The 15,231-nt window shown below is 60.1% G+C and carries 11 protein-coding genes; 3 read left to right on the forward strand and 8 right to left on the reverse strand.

The window, feature by feature from the left end; genetic code table 11:
* Nucleotides 1–7: 7 nt before the first annotated feature.
* A complete protein-coding gene (bioA, locus tag NKJ21_RS25270) occupies nucleotides 8–1,297 on the forward strand; it encodes an adenosylmethionine--8-amino-7-oxononanoate transaminase (RefSeq protein WP_012542401.1) in 1,290 nt (429 codons plus the stop codon).
* Between the two features lie 70 nt (nucleotides 1,298–1,367).
* Nucleotides 1,368–1,844, forward strand: coding sequence for a kinase inhibitor (locus tag NKJ21_RS25275; RefSeq protein WP_012542402.1), 477 nt, complete (start codon nucleotides 1,368–1,370; stop codon nucleotides 1,842–1,844).
* Between the two features lie 520 nt (nucleotides 1,845–2,364).
* On the opposite strand, the gene NKJ21_RS25280 is transcribed toward NKJ21_RS25275, so the two are convergent.
* From NKJ21_RS25280 to hutI, 6 genes are all read right to left on the reverse strand, one after another.
* Nucleotides 2,365–3,747: an amino acid permease gene (locus NKJ21_RS25280; RefSeq protein WP_022065242.1), complete on the reverse strand. Its 1,383-nt coding sequence runs from the start codon at nucleotides 3,745–3,747 to the stop codon at nucleotides 2,365–2,367.
* A 98-nt stretch (nucleotides 3,748–3,845) separates the two neighbouring features.
* The gene (gene hutH, locus NKJ21_RS25285; protein ID WP_008805730.1) at nucleotides 3,846–5,372 is read right to left on the reverse strand and encodes a histidine ammonia-lyase; all 1,527 of its coding nucleotides are present in this window, start codon (nucleotides 5,370–5,372) and stop codon (nucleotides 3,846–3,848) included.
* On the reverse strand, nucleotides 5,369–7,057 hold the full coding sequence (gene hutU / locus NKJ21_RS25290) for a urocanate hydratase (protein WP_008805729.1): 1,689 nt from the start codon (nucleotides 7,055–7,057) through the stop codon (nucleotides 5,369–5,371). Before hutU ends, hutH begins: the two co-directional genes overlap by 4 nt.
* 142 nt (nucleotides 7,058–7,199) lie before the next feature.
* The gene (locus tag NKJ21_RS25295) at nucleotides 7,200–7,925 is read right to left on the reverse strand and encodes a histidine utilization repressor (protein WP_008805728.1); all 726 of its coding nucleotides are present in this window, start codon (nucleotides 7,923–7,925) and stop codon (nucleotides 7,200–7,202) included.
* A gap of 61 nt (nucleotides 7,926–7,986) precedes the next feature.
* Nucleotides 7,987–8,943 carry a formimidoylglutamase gene (gene hutG, locus NKJ21_RS25300; protein ID WP_008805727.1) on the reverse strand — a complete coding sequence of 319 codons (957 nt, stop codon included), beginning with the start codon at nucleotides 8,941–8,943 and terminating at the stop codon, nucleotides 7,987–7,989.
* Nucleotides 8,940–10,259: an imidazolonepropionase gene (gene hutI, locus NKJ21_RS25305; RefSeq protein WP_232756984.1), complete on the reverse strand. Its 1,320-nt coding sequence runs from the start codon at nucleotides 10,257–10,259 to the stop codon at nucleotides 8,940–8,942. Before hutI ends, hutG begins: the two co-directional genes overlap by 4 nt.
* Before the next feature lie 154 nt (nucleotides 10,260–10,413).
* On the opposite strand from hutI, the gene NKJ21_RS25310 reads away from it, so the two are divergent.
* The gene (locus NKJ21_RS25310) at nucleotides 10,414–11,697 is read left to right on the forward strand and encodes a putative acyl-CoA thioester hydrolase (RefSeq protein ID WP_008805725.1); all 1,284 of its coding nucleotides are present in this window, start codon (nucleotides 10,414–10,416) and stop codon (nucleotides 11,695–11,697) included.
* A 273-nt stretch (nucleotides 11,698–11,970) separates the two neighbouring features.
* Here the strand turns inward: NKJ21_RS25310 and NKJ21_RS25315 are convergent, their stop codons facing one another.
* Entirely contained in the window at nucleotides 11,971–14,658 is a 2,688-nt protein-coding gene (locus tag NKJ21_RS25315; RefSeq protein ID WP_008805724.1) for a cation-transporting P-type ATPase, read from the reverse strand.
* 51 nt (nucleotides 14,659–14,709) lie between these two features.
* A complete protein-coding gene (locus NKJ21_RS25320) occupies nucleotides 14,710–15,141 on the reverse strand; it encodes a universal stress protein (protein ID WP_008805723.1) in 432 nt (143 codons plus the stop codon).
* Between the last annotated feature and the right edge of the window lie 90 nt (nucleotides 15,142–15,231).

The raw sequence follows: 15,231 nt of genomic DNA on the forward strand, positions 1-15,231 counted from the left end.
GTCACTTATGACACTGGACGATCTCGCCTTCGATCGGCGCCACATCTGGCACCCCTACACCTCTATGACTTCCCCCCTGCCGGTCTACCCGGTGGTTTCCGCCCACGGGTGCGAGCTGTCCCTCGCCGGCGGTGAACAACTGGTTGACGGCATGTCCTCCTGGTGGGCGGCGATCCATGGCTACAATCACCCGCGCCTCAATGCGGCGATGAAAGCGCAGATCGATCAGATGTCGCACGTGATGTTTGGCGGGATCACCCATCCGTCGGCGGTGGCGCTGTGCCGCCAACTGGTGGCGATGACCCCGGAATCGCTGGAGTGCGTTTTCCTCGCCGATTCCGGTTCGGTGGCGGTAGAGGTGGCGATGAAAATGGCGCTGCAGTACTGGCAGGCCAAAGGCCAGCCGCGTCGTCGTTTCCTGACCTTCCGCAACGGCTATCATGGCGACACGTTCGGCGCGATGTCGGTCTGCGATCCGCAGAATTCAATGCACAGCCTGTGGCAGGGCTACCTGCCGGATAACCTGTTTGCTCCCGCGCCGCAAAGCCGCTTCGACGGCGAGTGGGATGAGCTGGATATGGTGCCGTTTGCCCGCCTGATGGCCGCGCATCGCCACGACATCGCCGCGGTGATCCTCGAACCGATCGTCCAGGGCGCCGGCGGAATGCGGATGTACCATCCGGAGTGGCTGAGGCGGGTGCGTAAAATGTGCGACCGGGAAGGGATTTTGCTGATCGCCGATGAGATTGCTACCGGCTTTGGCCGCACCGGCAAACTGTTCGCCTGCGAACACGCTGGTATCGCCGCCGATATTCTGTGTCTGGGTAAAGCGCTGACCGGCGGCACCATGACTCTTTCCGCCGCACTGACCACCCGCGAGATCGCGGAAACCATCAGCAATGGCGAAGCCGGCTGCTTTATGCACGGCCCCACCTTTATGGGCAATCCGCTGGCCTGCGCGGTGGCAAGCGAAAGCCTGCGCCTGCTGGAGAGCGGCGAGTGGCAACAGCAGGTGGCGGCGATTGAAGCCCAACTACAGGCCGAGCTGGCTTCGGCGCGGGGATCTGCGCTGGTCGCCGATGTGCGCGTGCTGGGCGCGATTGGCGTGGTTGAAACCCGGCGTCCGGTAAATATGGCCGCCCTGCAGCGCTTTTTCGTCGAACAAGGGGTGTGGATCCGCCCGTTTGGCCGTCTGATTTATCTGATGCCCCCGTACATCATCACGCCCAAACAGCTGACCCGCCTGACCCGTGCGGTCAACCTGGCCGTGCAGGACGAAACATTTTTTAGCGAATAAACAGCGGATTTGCGCCGCCGGGAAGGCTACACTTCTTTGTTAATCTGCACATTATCAATGAGGATGAAGCATGAAATTGATCAGTCACGATCTCCAGGACGGCGGCAAGCTGCCTAATCGTCACGTCTTCAACGGCATGGGCTATGATGGCGACAATATTTCGCCGCACCTGATGTGGGATGATGTGCCCGCGGGCACCAAAAGCTTTGTCGTCACCTGCTACGACCCGGATGCACCGACCGGCTCCGGCTGGTGGCACTGGGTGGTAGTCAACCTGCCTGCCGATACTCGGGTGCTACCACAGGGTGCCGGCTCCGGTCAGGCGGAGCTACCGGAAGAGGCCGTTCAGACCCGCACCGATTTTGGTAAGGCAGGCTACGGCGGCGCGGCACCGCCGAAGGGCGAAACCCACCGCTACATTTTTACCGTCCACGCCCTGGATATCGATAAGATTGATGTCGATGCCGAGGCCAGCGGCGCGATGGTCGGCTTTAACGTCCATTTCCATTCGCTCGCCAGCGCTTCCATCACCGCCCTGTTCAGTTAATTATCCCCCCGGATAGCGGCTTGCGCCTTATCCGGGCAACCCACGGTGCCGGTATATTGTCGGGTGGCGCTACGCTTACCCGACCTACAATCCCCCAGCCCCGCGCAAACGCAGCGCCGCCGGACATGGGGCCGCTGAAACTGCCGGTGCTGGCGGCCTCAAAATCGCTGAGACGTTCCCGGAAGGCCGGGGCAGCCCGCATGGATGCGGGCTGAGGGCCGTGTTTTGCAGGGACGCTGCCTCGGCCCGACCCGAAGCCTGCAGGGATAAGTCGAAGGCACCACGAAGTGGCGATGTTGCTGGCCGGAGCCCGGGGGTACAGGGGGCGGCGGCGACTGGCCGCCCCCTGTGCGCTCCCTGCGCCATGAGTGACATAACGCAGAAGAAATATTGGGAGCGCAATGTGTCGGAATTAACACAAAGCACATGTTTTCCCCGACCAAAACCGTTGCAAACCGATAACAGTATCTACGGTCCAAACGTAGCCCCGGTAAGCGCAGCGCCACCGGGGAGATTGACCTTACTGTTCAGTGGCCACCTGCAGCGCGGTTTTACGCACCCGCGCGTACCACACCACCGTCAGCAGCCCCAGCCAGACCAGCCCGGCTAACAGCGCCACGCGCGTCTCTTCCACCATTCCCAGCACGGCGATCACCAGCCCCATAAACAGTAGCGTCAACAGCGGGCCAACCGGCCAGAAGGGGATCGGGAATTCGATCTTACTGCGCTCTTCGGCCGACAAACCGCGACGCATCGAGAAATGAGAGAGCAGGATCATCAGCCATACCCAGACGGTAGCGAACGCCGCCAGCGAGGCAATCAGGACAAAGACCTGTTCCGGCATCAGATAGTTAAGCACCACCGCCACCAGCAGCGCCACGCCCATCACCACCACCGTCATCCAGGGTACGCCGTTGCTGGCAATCCGCTGGAAGCACTTCGGCGCAAGCCCCTCTTTCGACATGCCGTACATCATGCGCCCGGCGCCAAAAATATCGCTGTTAATCGCCGAGATACTGGCGCTAATCACGATGATATTCAGCACGGTCGCCGCCGCCGGGATCCCGAGGCCATCGAAGATCAGCACAAACGGACTGCCCTGCTCGCCAAAACTATTCCACGGGAAGATCGCCATCAGCACCGCCAGGGTGCAGACGTAAAACAGAATAATACGCAGCGGAATGGTGTTGATGGCCTGTGGGATGACCTTCTTCGGGTTCTGCGCTTCCGCCGCGGTGACGCCGATAATTTCCACGCCGCCGAAAGCGAACATCACGATGCCAAGCGAGGCGATGATCCCCTGCCAGCCATGTGGCGCAAAGCCGCCGTGGCTCCACAAATTTTCCAGCCCGGTGGCCGGGAAACTATGGCCAAAGCCAAAGAAGATGATCCCCGCGCCCGCCGCCATCATGGCGATAATCGCCACCACTTTAATCAGCGACAGCCAGAACTCCATCTCGCCGAACACCCGCACGTTGCACAGGTTCATCGCGCCAATAAAGAAGATGATGCTGAGGATCCAGATCCAGCGCGGCACATCGGGATACCACAACCCCATATAGATACCGAACGCGGTGACGTCGGCCAGCGCCACGATCACCATTTCAAAGGTGTAGGTCCAGCCGGTGATAAACCCGGCCAGCGGCCCGAGATACTGGCGCGCATAGCTGCCAAAGGAGCCGGAAACCGGATTGCGCACCGCCATTTCACCCAGCGCGCGCATCACCATAAAGACCGCCGCGCCGCCAATCAGATAGGCCAGCAGCACCGCCGGACCCGCCGCCTTAATGGCGGAGGCTGAACCATAGAATAGCCCGGTGCCGATAGCGGAACCGAGCGCAATAAAACGAATGTGTCGGGCATTCAGCCCGCGCAGCAGATGCGGTTTGTGTTGTTGTTGCATATACAGGTGTCCTGATTTTTTTATATGACGACAAATATGCGATGTAGGTCGGCCGGGGGAATGACTTCCCCCGACGCGGGTACAGAGAACAACGGTGATTAATGCAGTACGGCAGGCAGCAGACGCGTCAGGTGACGTGCAGCCAAAAGTGCAATGGCATTTTCAATATCAGGGGCGAAGAAGCGATCCTGCGTATAGTGCGGCACGCGTTCGCGCAGCAGATGACGCGCCTCTTCCAGCAGCGGACTGGTGGTCAGCCCTTCGCGCATATCCAGGCCCTGCGCCGCCGCCAGCCACTCAACGGCCAGCACCCCGCGGGTGTTTTCCGCCATCGCCCACAGGCGACGACCGGCAGCCGGCGCCATCGAGACGTGGTCTTCCTGGTTGGCGGACGTCGGCAGGCTGTCAACGCTATGCGGGTGTGACAGCGCTTTGTTTTCACTGGCCAAAGCCGCCGCTGTGACCTGGGCGATCATAAACCCGGAGTTGACGCCGCCATTTTTCACGAGGAACGGCGGCAGCTGCGACATATGGCTGTCCATCATCAGCGCGATACGACGCTCGGAGAGCGAGCCGATTTCGGCGATCGCCAGCGCGATATTATCCGCCGCCATCGCCACCGGTTCGGCGTGGAAGTTACCGCCGGAGATGACGTCATTTTCGGCGGCAAAGACCAGCGGGTTATCGGAGACCGCATTCGCTTCGGCTAACAGTACTTCCGCCGCCTGGCGGATCTGCGTCAGGCAGGCGCCCATCACTTGCGGCTGGCAGCGCAGTGAGTACGGATCCTGAACCTTGGTGCAATTATGATGCGACCGCGAGATCGCGCTGTCATCGGTCAACAGGTGACGATACAGTGCCGCCGCATCAATCTGCCCGCGCTGGCCGCGCACCTCGTGAATACGCGCGTCGAACGGACGACGCGAACCCAGCGCCGCTTCAGTGGTTAACGCCCCGCAGACGACCGCGGAGGCGAACAGATCTTCGGCTTCGAACAGACCGCGCAGGGCAAAAGCGGTTGAGGCCTGGGTGCCGTTGAGTAGCGCCAGGCCCTCTTTCGCCGCCAGGGTTATCGGCTCCAGCCCCGCCTGACGCAGCGCGTCGGTCGCTGGCAGCCATTCGCCACCGCGAACCCGCGCTTTGCCTTCACCCAGCAGGGTCAGCGACATATGCGCCAGCGGCGCGAGGTCACCGGAGGCGCCGACGGAACCTTTCGCCGGGATCCACGGCGTCACGCCGGCATTGACCAGGCCAATCAGCGCCTGGATCACGCTCAGGCGGATCCCGGAGAAACCGCGAGACAGGCTGTTAATCTTCAGCACCATAATCAGGCGCGCCAGGTCGTCGTCCAGCGGCTCACCTACGCCCGCCGCATGGGACAGCACCAGCGAACGCTGCAGGTTCTCCAGATCGTCCGTCGAGATACGGGTTTGCGCCAGCAGGCCAAAACCGGTGTTGATACCGTAGGCGGTACGCCCTTCGGCAAGGATGGCGTTGACGCAGGCCACGCTCTCATCAATGGCGGCAAACGCGCTGCTGTCGAGGGTAATGTTCAGCGGGTGGCTGTAAACCTCGCGGAGCTGCGACAGGCTCAGTTTCCCCGGAATGAGCGTTAACGATTTCATTTAGCGTTCCCCTGCGTTGCTGCCACCATCGGAAGATTCAGACCCTGTTCTGCTGCGCATTCAATAGCAATATCGTAACCCGCATCGGCATGACGCATCACGCCGGTCGCCGGGTCGTTGCGCAGGACGCGAGCGATACGCGCCGCCGCTTCATCGGTACCGTCACAGACGATAACCATCCCGGAGTGCTGCGAGAAGCCCATACCTACGCCGCCGCCGTGGTGCAGCGACACCCAGGTCGCGCCGCTGGCGGTGTTAAGCAAGGCGTTCAGCAGCGGCCAGTCGGATACCGCATCTGAGCCGTCGCGCATGGCTTCGGTTTCGCGGTTCGGGCTGGCGACGGAGCCGGAATCAAGGTGATCGCGGCCAATCACGATCGGCGCGGAGACTTCGCCGCTGCGCACCATTTCGTTAAACGCCAGACCGAGCTTCTGACGCCACTCCAGACCTACCCAGCAGATACGCGCTGGCAGTCCCTGGAAGCTGATGCGCTCGCGCGCCATATCCAGCCAGTGGTGCAGATGCTTATCATCTTTAATGATCTCTTTCACTTTCGCGTCGGTTTTGTAGATATCCTGCGGATCGCCGGACAGCGCTACCCAACGGAACGGGCCGATACCCCGGCAGAACAGCGGGCGGATATACGCCGGCACGAAACCCGGGAAATCGAAGGCGTTGCTGACGCCCACTTCCTGCGCCATCTGGCGAATGTTGTTGCCGTAGTCGAAGGTCGGCACCCCCATCTCGTGGAAGGCCAGCATCGCCTGCACGTGGTCGGCCATTGAGCGTTTCGCCGCCAGAATGGTGCCCTGCGGATCGGATTCGGCTTTCTGCTGATACTCCTCCCAGCTCCAGCCTTTCGGCAGATAGCCATGCAGCGGATCGTGGGCGCTGGTCTGATCGGTAACCATATCCGGGCGCACGCCGCGCTTCACCAGCTCTGGCACGATATCCGCAGCGTTGCCGCACAGCGCGATGGAGATGGCGCGGCCTTCGGCGGTGTATTTTTTGATGCGCGCCAGGGCGTCATCCAGAGAAGTGGCCTGTTCATCCACGTAGCGGGTACGCAGACGGAAATCGATGCGGCTCTGCTGACATTCGATGTTCAGCGAGCAGGCGCCTGCCAGCGTCGCGGCCAGCGGCTGCGCGCCACCCATGCCGCCCAGACCGGCGGTTAATACCCAACGGCCTTTCAGGCTGCCCTGATAGTGCTGGCGACCGGCTTCGACGAAGGTTTCGTAGGTGCCCTGCACGATGCCCTGGCTACCGATGTAGATCCAGCTGCCGGCGGTCATCTGGCCGTACATCGCCAGCCCTTTGGCATCCAGTTCGTTGAAGTGTTCCCAGGTGGCCCAGTGCGGAACCAGGTTGGAGTTAGCGATCAGCACGCGCGGCGAGTTTTCATGCGTTTTAAATACGCCGACCGGTTTACCGGACTGCACCAGCAGGGTCTCGTCGCTTTCCAGGTTTTTCAGCGCCTTCACGATAGCGTCATAGCATTCCCAGTTGCGCGCAGCGCGACCAATACCGCCATAGACCACCAGCTCATGCGGGTTTTCAGCGACATCGGGATCGAGGTTGTTCATTAACATACGCAGCGGCGCTTCGGTCAACCAGCTCCTGGCGGTCAGCGTCGTGCCTCTCGGTGCACGGACGTCCAGCTGGCGATATTTGCTTTGCGACATCGGGGTTTCTCCTGACAATTAACGTTGTGTACGTAGATACATATACTTGTCTATACAACTCTGCGCAAGCCAGGATTTAACAGAAATGATACAATTTTGTTATATTGCGTCAGCAATCACGTTTTGCTGACGCCAGGGAAAATTACGAGCTGAAATGGCCCTGTAGACGGTAGCGCGCGCCGGGAAACAGCAGGCGAGCGTGTGAGACGATATGCGTCTTCGACCAGGTGCGACGACGAATGAGCAGGCAGGGATCGTGCGGCAGAATGCGCAGCAACGCGCACTCCTCTGACGTCGCCTGCACCGCCTCGACAATATGTTCGCCTTCGGTTAATGGCGCGATCAGCGACAGATAATCATGCGGCGTGGTAGTGGTGTAATCCTGTAACAAGTAATCCGGCACCACCGCGGCATTGACGCAGCGATCTTCGATTTGTACCGGAACCTCGTTTTCGAAATGCACCATCCGTGAATGGAAGATACGCGTGCCTTCGGCGACGGTGAGCGCCTCCGCCTGAATGAGATCGGCTTCGGTCTCCTCCAGCAGCAGCACTTCACAGCGGTGCTGATGGCGACGAGAGACAATTTCATCGGCAATGCTGCGCACTTCAAACAGCGCCGACTGCCCTTTCGGCTCGGCGACGAAGGTCCCGACCCCCTGCAGCCTGACCAGCAGGCCTTCATCCGTCAGCTCGCGCAGCGCGCGGTTGATGGTCATCCGGCTGAAGCCGAACTGGGCAACCAGTTCAGCCTCCGAGGGAATTCGGTCGTGCGGACGCCACTCGCCGCGGTAGATTTTTTCGCTAATCGCCTGCTTCACCTTTTCATAGAAAGGCGCGGGCGCGGAACGAGGTTGTTGTGCAAACATGGCCTGGCTTTCCTTATGCATAATAAGCGGAGCGGCGAAGCGAAAATAATAGCGCGGATCGCTAGCGCCACCAATGGGCGATTTGCCATGCCAGACGGGCCGCCGCGCGGGCACCCTGTCCGTCGATGTCAAATTGCGGATTAAACTCGACCAAATCCACCGCCTGCAGCTTTCCGCTGCGGCACAACGGCTCAACGATGCGCAGCAGGATTGCCAGCGGCACGCCCAGCGCCGCCGGCGCGGAAACCGCCGGCATTTCGCGCGCCGGCAGCACGTCGAGATCGATGGTCAGATACAGACGATCATACTGCGCGATATTGCGCTCCAGCTCCGGCAACACGTGAGTGTCGAAGTCCGCCAGCACCGCCAGATCCTCAACGACAGCCACCTGGCGGCGCGCTGCTTCATCCCATAGCGCCTGGGTGTTCGCCGCCCGGCTGACGCCGATGCAGGTATAGTGAAAACCGCGCTGCTGGGCGTCACACTCCAGCGCCAGCTGGCGGAACGGCGTCCCGGAGCTGGCGCATTCGGCAAAGCGTAAATCCAGATGCGCATCGAGATTAATAATGCCCACTTTTTCGCCCGGGAAGGCATCCAGTACCCCAGCGCCGTGGCCGAAGGCCGTCTCGTGGCCGCCGCCCAGGACCAGCGTACGTTTACCGGCACGCTGGCAGGCGGCCACCGCCTCGCGCAGCGCCTGATGCGCGGCTTCTAACTGTTCGCCATCGACGCTAATCGTGCCCATATCCACGCAGCGGTCGTGGCCCTGATGGCTGGCCATATTGGCCAGCGCCCGGCGCAGCGCTTCCGGACCATGCCCGGCGCCGGTACGCCCTTTGTTACGCCGGACGCCTTCGTCACAGGCGAAGCCGAGCAGCGCGATATCACCGGGCATCTCCTGCGGCGCGAAGCGTTCCGCGCGGGCGATAGTCTGGAACAGGCGCAGCGCATTGGGCGCTTCCGCGCTATCATCGCGTCCCTGCCAGAGACTGGCGGGCGTAGCTTGCCACAGCATCATTGCCGTTCTCCTCGTACCACGCGTCCCCAGAGCGGCGCGCGCCCCGGCTCATACACCATCTCGACCGGATGCTCGGCATCCCAGATGGCAAAGTTTGCGACAAAGCCCGCCGCCAGCTGACCGTGGCTGTCCTGCCGCCCCAGCGCCCGCGCGGCATGGCGCGTTACCCCGGCCCAGGCCTCTTCCGGCGTTAAACCAAACTTGACGCAGGCCATGTTCATCGCCAGATGCAGGCTGGCGAAGGGGCTGGTGCCGGGGTTGAAATCGGTCGCCACCGCCATCGGCACCTGGTATTTGCGCAGCAGTTCCACCGGCGGTTTGCGGGTTTCATTAAGGAAGTAGAACGCGCCGGGGAGCAGAGCTGCCACGGTGCCGCTTTCGCGCATCGCCGCCACGCCCTCTTCCGTCAGATACTCGATATGGTCGGCGGACAGTCCGTGATAGCGGCTCACCAGCTGCGCACCGCCCAGCGACGAGAGCTGCTCAACGTGGCCTTTTACCGGAATGCCCAGCGCCTGCGCCGCCTGAAATACGCGCTCGGTTTGCTGCGGGCTGAAGCCAACGTTTTCACAGAAGACGTCAACGCTTTCAAACAGTCCCTCCTGCCACAGCGTCGGCAGTATGGTCTCGCAGACCAGCGAGATATAGCCATCGGCGTCGCCATGATATTCCGGCGGCGTGGCGTGGGCGGAGAGCAACGTCGCCGACAGTTCCACGCCATTGTCGTCGGCCAGCTGGCGGGCGACCCGCAGCATTTTGCGTTCGTTTTGCAGATCGAGACCGTAGCCTGATTTAATCTCCAGGGTGGTCACCCCTTCACGCAGCAGGCGCGCCAGACGCGGCTGCGCCAGCGCCAGTAGTTCAGCTTCGCTGCTGTCGCGCGTGGCGTGCACGGTGGAATTAATCCCACCGCCGTTAGCGCTGATGGTTTGATAGGAGACGCCGTTCAGCCGCTGCTCCCACTCCTGCGCCCGGCTGCCGCCAAAGATCAGGTGGGTATGGCAGTCGATTAAACCCGGCGTAACCAGCCGGCCTTCGAGATCAATACTGCGCCCGCCGGGGGCGTCAGCGTCGGCGACAATTGCCTCAATGCGGCCATTGCGCACCAGCAGCGCATGGCGCTCCAGCAGACCGTAGGGTTGAGAGTAATCAGGGTTCAGGGTGGCGAGACGCGCGTTTCGCCAGATAACGCGTTCAGAGGTGGCTTGAGTCATAGCGCTTAACTTGTCATGGATTGTATAGACATTTATTTTCATAACGCCGATAAAGTCAACAATAGCGCGGGGAAATGTTATTTTTTTGTGACTAAAGACCATCCAGCAGGACTGCACGTTGCGTAAAGACGGTAAGTTTTTCCGCCCATGTCTTCCCGTTTCGTTCAAGTTAGTATAAAACAGCAGGTTTTAAAGGACTTATACCCTGGCGTCTCAGCCGGGGTATTTCACTACGCTTAATTTTGCCCGGAGCAACATGAACACATATTCCGTTTCCCGTCTGGCGCTGGCGCTGGCCTTCGGCGTGACGCTGTCCGCCTGTAGCTCGACGCCTGCCGATCAACAGCCCTCTACGCAGACTGCACCGGGCACCACCGCGCGTCCCATTCTGAACGCCGATGAAGCGAAAAACTTTACCCCGGCGGCCTATTTCCAGTCGCTGACTCCCAATGCCGCGGCCTGGACGCCATCTGCCATCAGCCTGCCGGCGCAGCCTGACTTTATCGTTGGCCCGGCGGGAACCCAGGGCGTGACCCATACCACCGTCCAGGCGGCGGTCGATGCGGCGATTGCCCGTCATTCAAATCGCCGTCTGTTTATTGCCATCATGCCTGGCGAGTACCCGGGAACGGTTTACGTACCGGCGGCGCCTGGCGCCCTGACCCTGTATGGTACCGGCGATAAACCGATTGACGTGAAAATCAGCGAAGCCATTGATTCTGAAATGGATCGCAACACCTGGCGCCGTCTGGTCAATCCGGGCGGTAAATATATGCCGGGCAAACCGGCATGGTATATGTTCGATAGCTGCCAGAATAAATCCGCGGCCACCGTCGGCGTGATGTGCTCTGCGGTCTTCTGGTCGCAGAATAACGGCCTGCAGCTGCAGAACCTGACCATCGCCAACAACCTTGGCGACAGCGTCGACGCCGGTACTCACCAGGCCGTCGCCCTGCGCACCGATGGCGATCAGGTGCAGATCAACAAGGTCAATATTCTTGGCCGTCAGAACACCTTCTTTGTGACCAACAGCGGCGTGCAGAACCGTCTGCAGGATAACCGCCAGACCCGCACCCTGGTGACCAACAGCTACATTGAAGGCGATGTGGATATCGTGTCCGGTCGCGGCGCGGTGGTATTTGATAACACCGATTTCCGCGTGGTGAACTCGCGTACCCAGAAAGAAGCCTATGTTTTCGCGCCGGCTACCCTGAAGAGCGTGACCTACGGCTTCCTGGCGACCAACAGCCGCTTTACCGCGTCCGGCGATAACGTCGCGCAGCTGGGCCGCGCGCTGGACGTTGACGGCAACAGCAATGGCCAGGTCGTGATCCGCGACAGCGTCATCAATGAAGGCTTTAACATCGCCCAGCCGTGGGCGGCAGCGGTCGGTTCAAACCGTGCCTTTAGCGGTAACGTTGGCGCAGTAGATGCCAAAGGCAATCTGCAGCGCAACCTCAACGACAATAGCGTCAATCGCATGTGGGAATATAACAACCGCGGCGTGGGAAGCACTGTGGTCGCCGAGCCGAAACAGTAACGCGCAACAAGCGTGAACCATAATAAAAGAGAGGGCGATGCCCTCTCTCAGACTGCTGACAACGTGCAATCTTTAGGGATTGCCCGGCGGCGCTGCGCTTGCGCGGGCCTACTGCTAACTGCATAACAGTTTGATATTGAAGTCTTTCGTAGGCCGGGTAAGGCGAATGCCGCCACCCGGCAGAAATGCGAGCACAATGACGAAACAGGTTTGTCGTCAGCCAGAGAGGGGGCGATGCCCCCTCTTCTCTTTTGCGTACTGCACGTCACGCCGTCAGGCGGTTCGCCATTTGCGGGTCAGCGGTTTTTCCAGTTCAACGATCAGGAACATCGCGAAGCCGATGATGAAGGTGATCACCCAGTAGCGGAACGGCAGCCCGGTGGTACCGAACAGCATCTGCATAAACGGCGCATAGATAATCAGCAGCTGCAGCACCAGCAGCACGCCGCTGACAATCCAGATCCCTTTGTTAGCCAGCAGACTTTTCGTCAACGAGAAACCATCCGACACGCGGCAGTTCAGCATATAGAACCATTGGGCGGTGACCAGGGTCTGCAACAGCACGGTACGGATAAACTCCGGCGAATAGCCGCGCGGCTGTAGCCAGGCTTCGAGAATAAATGCGCTGACCGCAATCATCGACCCCACAAACGCCACGCGCCAGATGGCAAAGCCGTCCATGACGTGAATTTTCGGATCACGCGGCGGCCGCCGCATAATATTTTTCTCACCGGCTTCAAACGCCAGACCAAACGACAGCGTGGCGGAAGTGGCCATGTTCATCCACAGGATCAGCACCGGCGTCAGCGGCAGTACGTTGCCCGCCAGCAGCGCGATCACGATCAGTAACCCCTGCGCAAGGTTGGTCGGCATGACGAAGAGAATGGTTTTCTTCAGGTTGTCATACACCCGACGCCCCTCGCGGACCGCGCTGGCGATGGTGGCGAAGTTATCATCGGTCAGCACCATATCGGCGGCTTCCTTGGTCACCTCGGTCCCCTTGATCCCCATCGCCACGCCGACGTCAGCCTGCTTCAGCGCCGGAGCATCGTTCACCCCGTCGCCGGTCATCCCGACAATCTCTTTCTTGCTCTGCAGGGCCTGCACCAGGCGGAACTTATCTTCCGGGCTGGTTCGGGCAAAGATATCATACTGCTGCGCGGCCACGCTCAGCTGCGCGTCGTCCATCACCTCCAGTTCGCGCCCGGTAATGGCATTCCCCGCATTGCCAATCCCCAGCATCTTGCCGATACTCATCGCCGTTTGCGGGTGGTCGCCGGTGATCATCTTCACGCGGATCCCGGCCTGCAGGCAGTCGGCAATCGCCGTGATGGCCTCCGGACGCGGCGGATCCATCATCCCGGCAACCCCTAACAAAATCACCCCCTGCTGCAGATCCTGATGGGTTAGTTCCGTCTGGCCTGCGGAAGCCGGCTTCCAGGCCGCGGCCACCATCCGTAGCCCTTCCCGGGCGTACTCTTCAATTTTGCCTTCCCAGTACGGTAGATCCAGCGGCTGCAATCCGCTGTCGCTCTGTTGATATTGACACAAGCGGAACAGGACATCCGGCGCGCCAGTGACCAGCACCACCTCCTCTTCACCCAGCCGGTAGAGGGTCGACATGTATTTATATTGCGAATCAAAAGGAATTTTACTGCGCAGCTCGCTGGTCAGCGGCGGCAGAGTAACCTTCGCCGCCAGTACCTTCAGCGCCCCCTCGGTCGGGCCACCGGTGATTTTCCACAACCCGCTCTCATCTTTAATAAGCTGACTGTCGTTACACAGATCGATGGTACGCAGATAGCGTTCGAACAGCGTGCCAGGCGCGACCGCGACCGGCGTCGGGTCATCAATGGCGTGGATCTTACCGACCGGCTCATAGCTATCCCCTTCCACCCGATAGACGCTGTCCGCGGTGATCACCGCCTTCACCGTCATTTCGTTCATGGTGAGGGTCCCGGTTTTATCCGAACAGATAACCGTCATCGCGCCGAGGGTTTCCACCGTCGGCAGCTTGCGGATAATCGCTTTCTGGCGCGCCATCGCCTGCACACCGAGCGACAGAATAATCGAGATAATCGCCGGCAAGCCTTCCGGGACTGACGCCACCGCGAGGCTAATCAGCGACAGCATCAGTTCGGAGACCGGCATATCGCGGAACAGCAGGCTAAAGACGAACAGCGCCGCCATCATCACCAGAATGAGGATAAAGATGGCTTTGCCCAGCTTGTCCATTTGCACCAGCAGCGGCGTACGGTGTTTTTCAATGCCCGCCATCATCTGGTTGATGTGACCCAGCTCGGTATCGCCGCCGGTCGCCACCACGATCCCTTTGCCCGCCCCTGAGCTGACGGTGGTACCGGAAAACAACAGGTTGCTGCGATCGCCGAGCGGTAAATCGCCGCTCAGCGGCTCGGTGGTTTTTTCCACCACCGTTGACTCCCCGGTGAGGATGGCCTCTTCCACCCGCAGGTTGTGCGCCTCAATCACCCGTAAATCAGCGGGGATACGGTCGCCGGCGCGGATCACCACGATATCGCCGGGTACCAGCGAGGTGGTGGGGATGGTTTCATGGTTACCCTGGCGGATCACTACCGCTTCGCTGGACAGCATATTGCGGATACTCTGCAGCGATTTCTCCGCATTACTTTCCTGGATGAAGCCAATCAGCGCATTGACGACCGCCACCGCGAGGATCACCGCCATGTCGATCCAATGGCCCATCACCGCCTTCAGCAGCGCCGCCGCCAGCAGCACGTAGATTAGTACATCGTTAAAATGCACGATAAAACGCAGCCAGGCTGGCTTACCCGGCTTCTGCGGCAGGGCGTTTTCGCCATACTGCTGCAGGCGTGTGGCCGCTTCTGTCCCGCTAATGCCCTCCGGCGTACTTTGCACGCTGGCGAGCGTCTCCTCGACGGAACGCTGATAGAAGGGCGCCCCCGGTTTATCTGTATTCATACTCTCTCCCTCGATTTCTGAAGCGGAAGTCAGGACGACATCCCGCCGTCATCAGCGCACAACGAAAACCGGTACATGGGCGTAGCGCACGATGTTTGCCGCTTCAGAGCCCAGAAGATGGGTCTGGATCCCCGGATTGCGCGAACCGACAATCACCACGTCCGCTTTCAGCTCATCGGCCAGGTCAATCACTTGATCGCGAATATTGCCACTGCGCACATAAAGATGGCTGGTCTCTTCCGCCAGAGAATTTTTCTTTACCAGATCGCTGAGTTTTTCCTTAGCGGTAGAAATCAAATGCTCTTCCATCTTTCGCGCATCAGAGATAAATCCACGCGTTAATACCGGTGAAAATGCCGGAATAACATGCACAAGATGAATTTGCCCGGCAGAGTGCTGGGCGAGGAACTTCGCATGAGAGAGGGCTTTGTCGGCCAGGCCTGCATCAAACACGTCAACGGGAACAACGATATTTTTATACATGAGATAATCCTTTTATTACCAATACAATGCGTAGTGATGAATAGCCCCATACTTGGGGAGGAAGCAAATCTCAACAACAGAAGCGGCAAG

Origin of the sequence: Klebsiella sp. SWET4 (assembly GCF_024296565.1) — a bacterium.
GTDB lineage: Bacteria > Pseudomonadota > Gammaproteobacteria > Enterobacterales > Enterobacteriaceae > Klebsiella > Klebsiella variicola.

Coding starts and splice junctions, on each gene's coding strand:
- bioA (WP_012542401.1), top strand. CDS start 8: ATGACACTGGACGATCTCGCCTTCGATCGGCGCCACATCTGGCACCCC.
- NKJ21_RS25275 (WP_012542402.1), top strand. CDS start 1,368: ATGAAATTGATCAGTCACGATCTCCAGGACGGCGGCAAGCTGCCTAAT.
- NKJ21_RS25280 (WP_022065242.1), bottom strand. CDS start 3,747: ATGCAACAACAACACAAACCGCATCTGCTGCGCGGGCTGAATGCCCGA.
- hutH (WP_008805730.1), bottom strand. CDS start 5,372: ATGAAATCGTTAACGCTCATTCCGGGGAAACTGAGCCTGTCGCAGCTC.
- hutU (WP_008805729.1), bottom strand. CDS start 7,057: ATGTCGCAAAGCAAATATCGCCAGCTGGACGTCCGTGCACCGAGAGGC.
- NKJ21_RS25295 (WP_008805728.1), bottom strand. CDS start 7,925: ATGTTTGCACAACAACCTCGTTCCGCGCCCGCGCCTTTCTATGAAAAG.
- hutG (WP_008805727.1), bottom strand. CDS start 8,943: ATGATGCTGTGGCAAGCTACGCCCGCCAGTCTCTGGCAGGGACGCGAT.
- hutI (WP_232756984.1), bottom strand. CDS start 10,259: ATGGTCTTTAGTCACAAAAAAATAACATTTCCCCGCGCTATTGTTGAC.
- NKJ21_RS25310 (WP_008805725.1), top strand. CDS start 10,414: ATGAACACATATTCCGTTTCCCGTCTGGCGCTGGCGCTGGCCTTCGGC.
- NKJ21_RS25315 (WP_008805724.1), bottom strand. CDS start 14,658: ATGAATACAGATAAACCGGGGGCGCCCTTCTATCAGCGTTCCGTCGAG.
- NKJ21_RS25320 (WP_008805723.1), bottom strand. CDS start 15,141: ATGTATAAAAATATCGTTGTTCCCGTTGACGTGTTTGATGCAGGCCTG.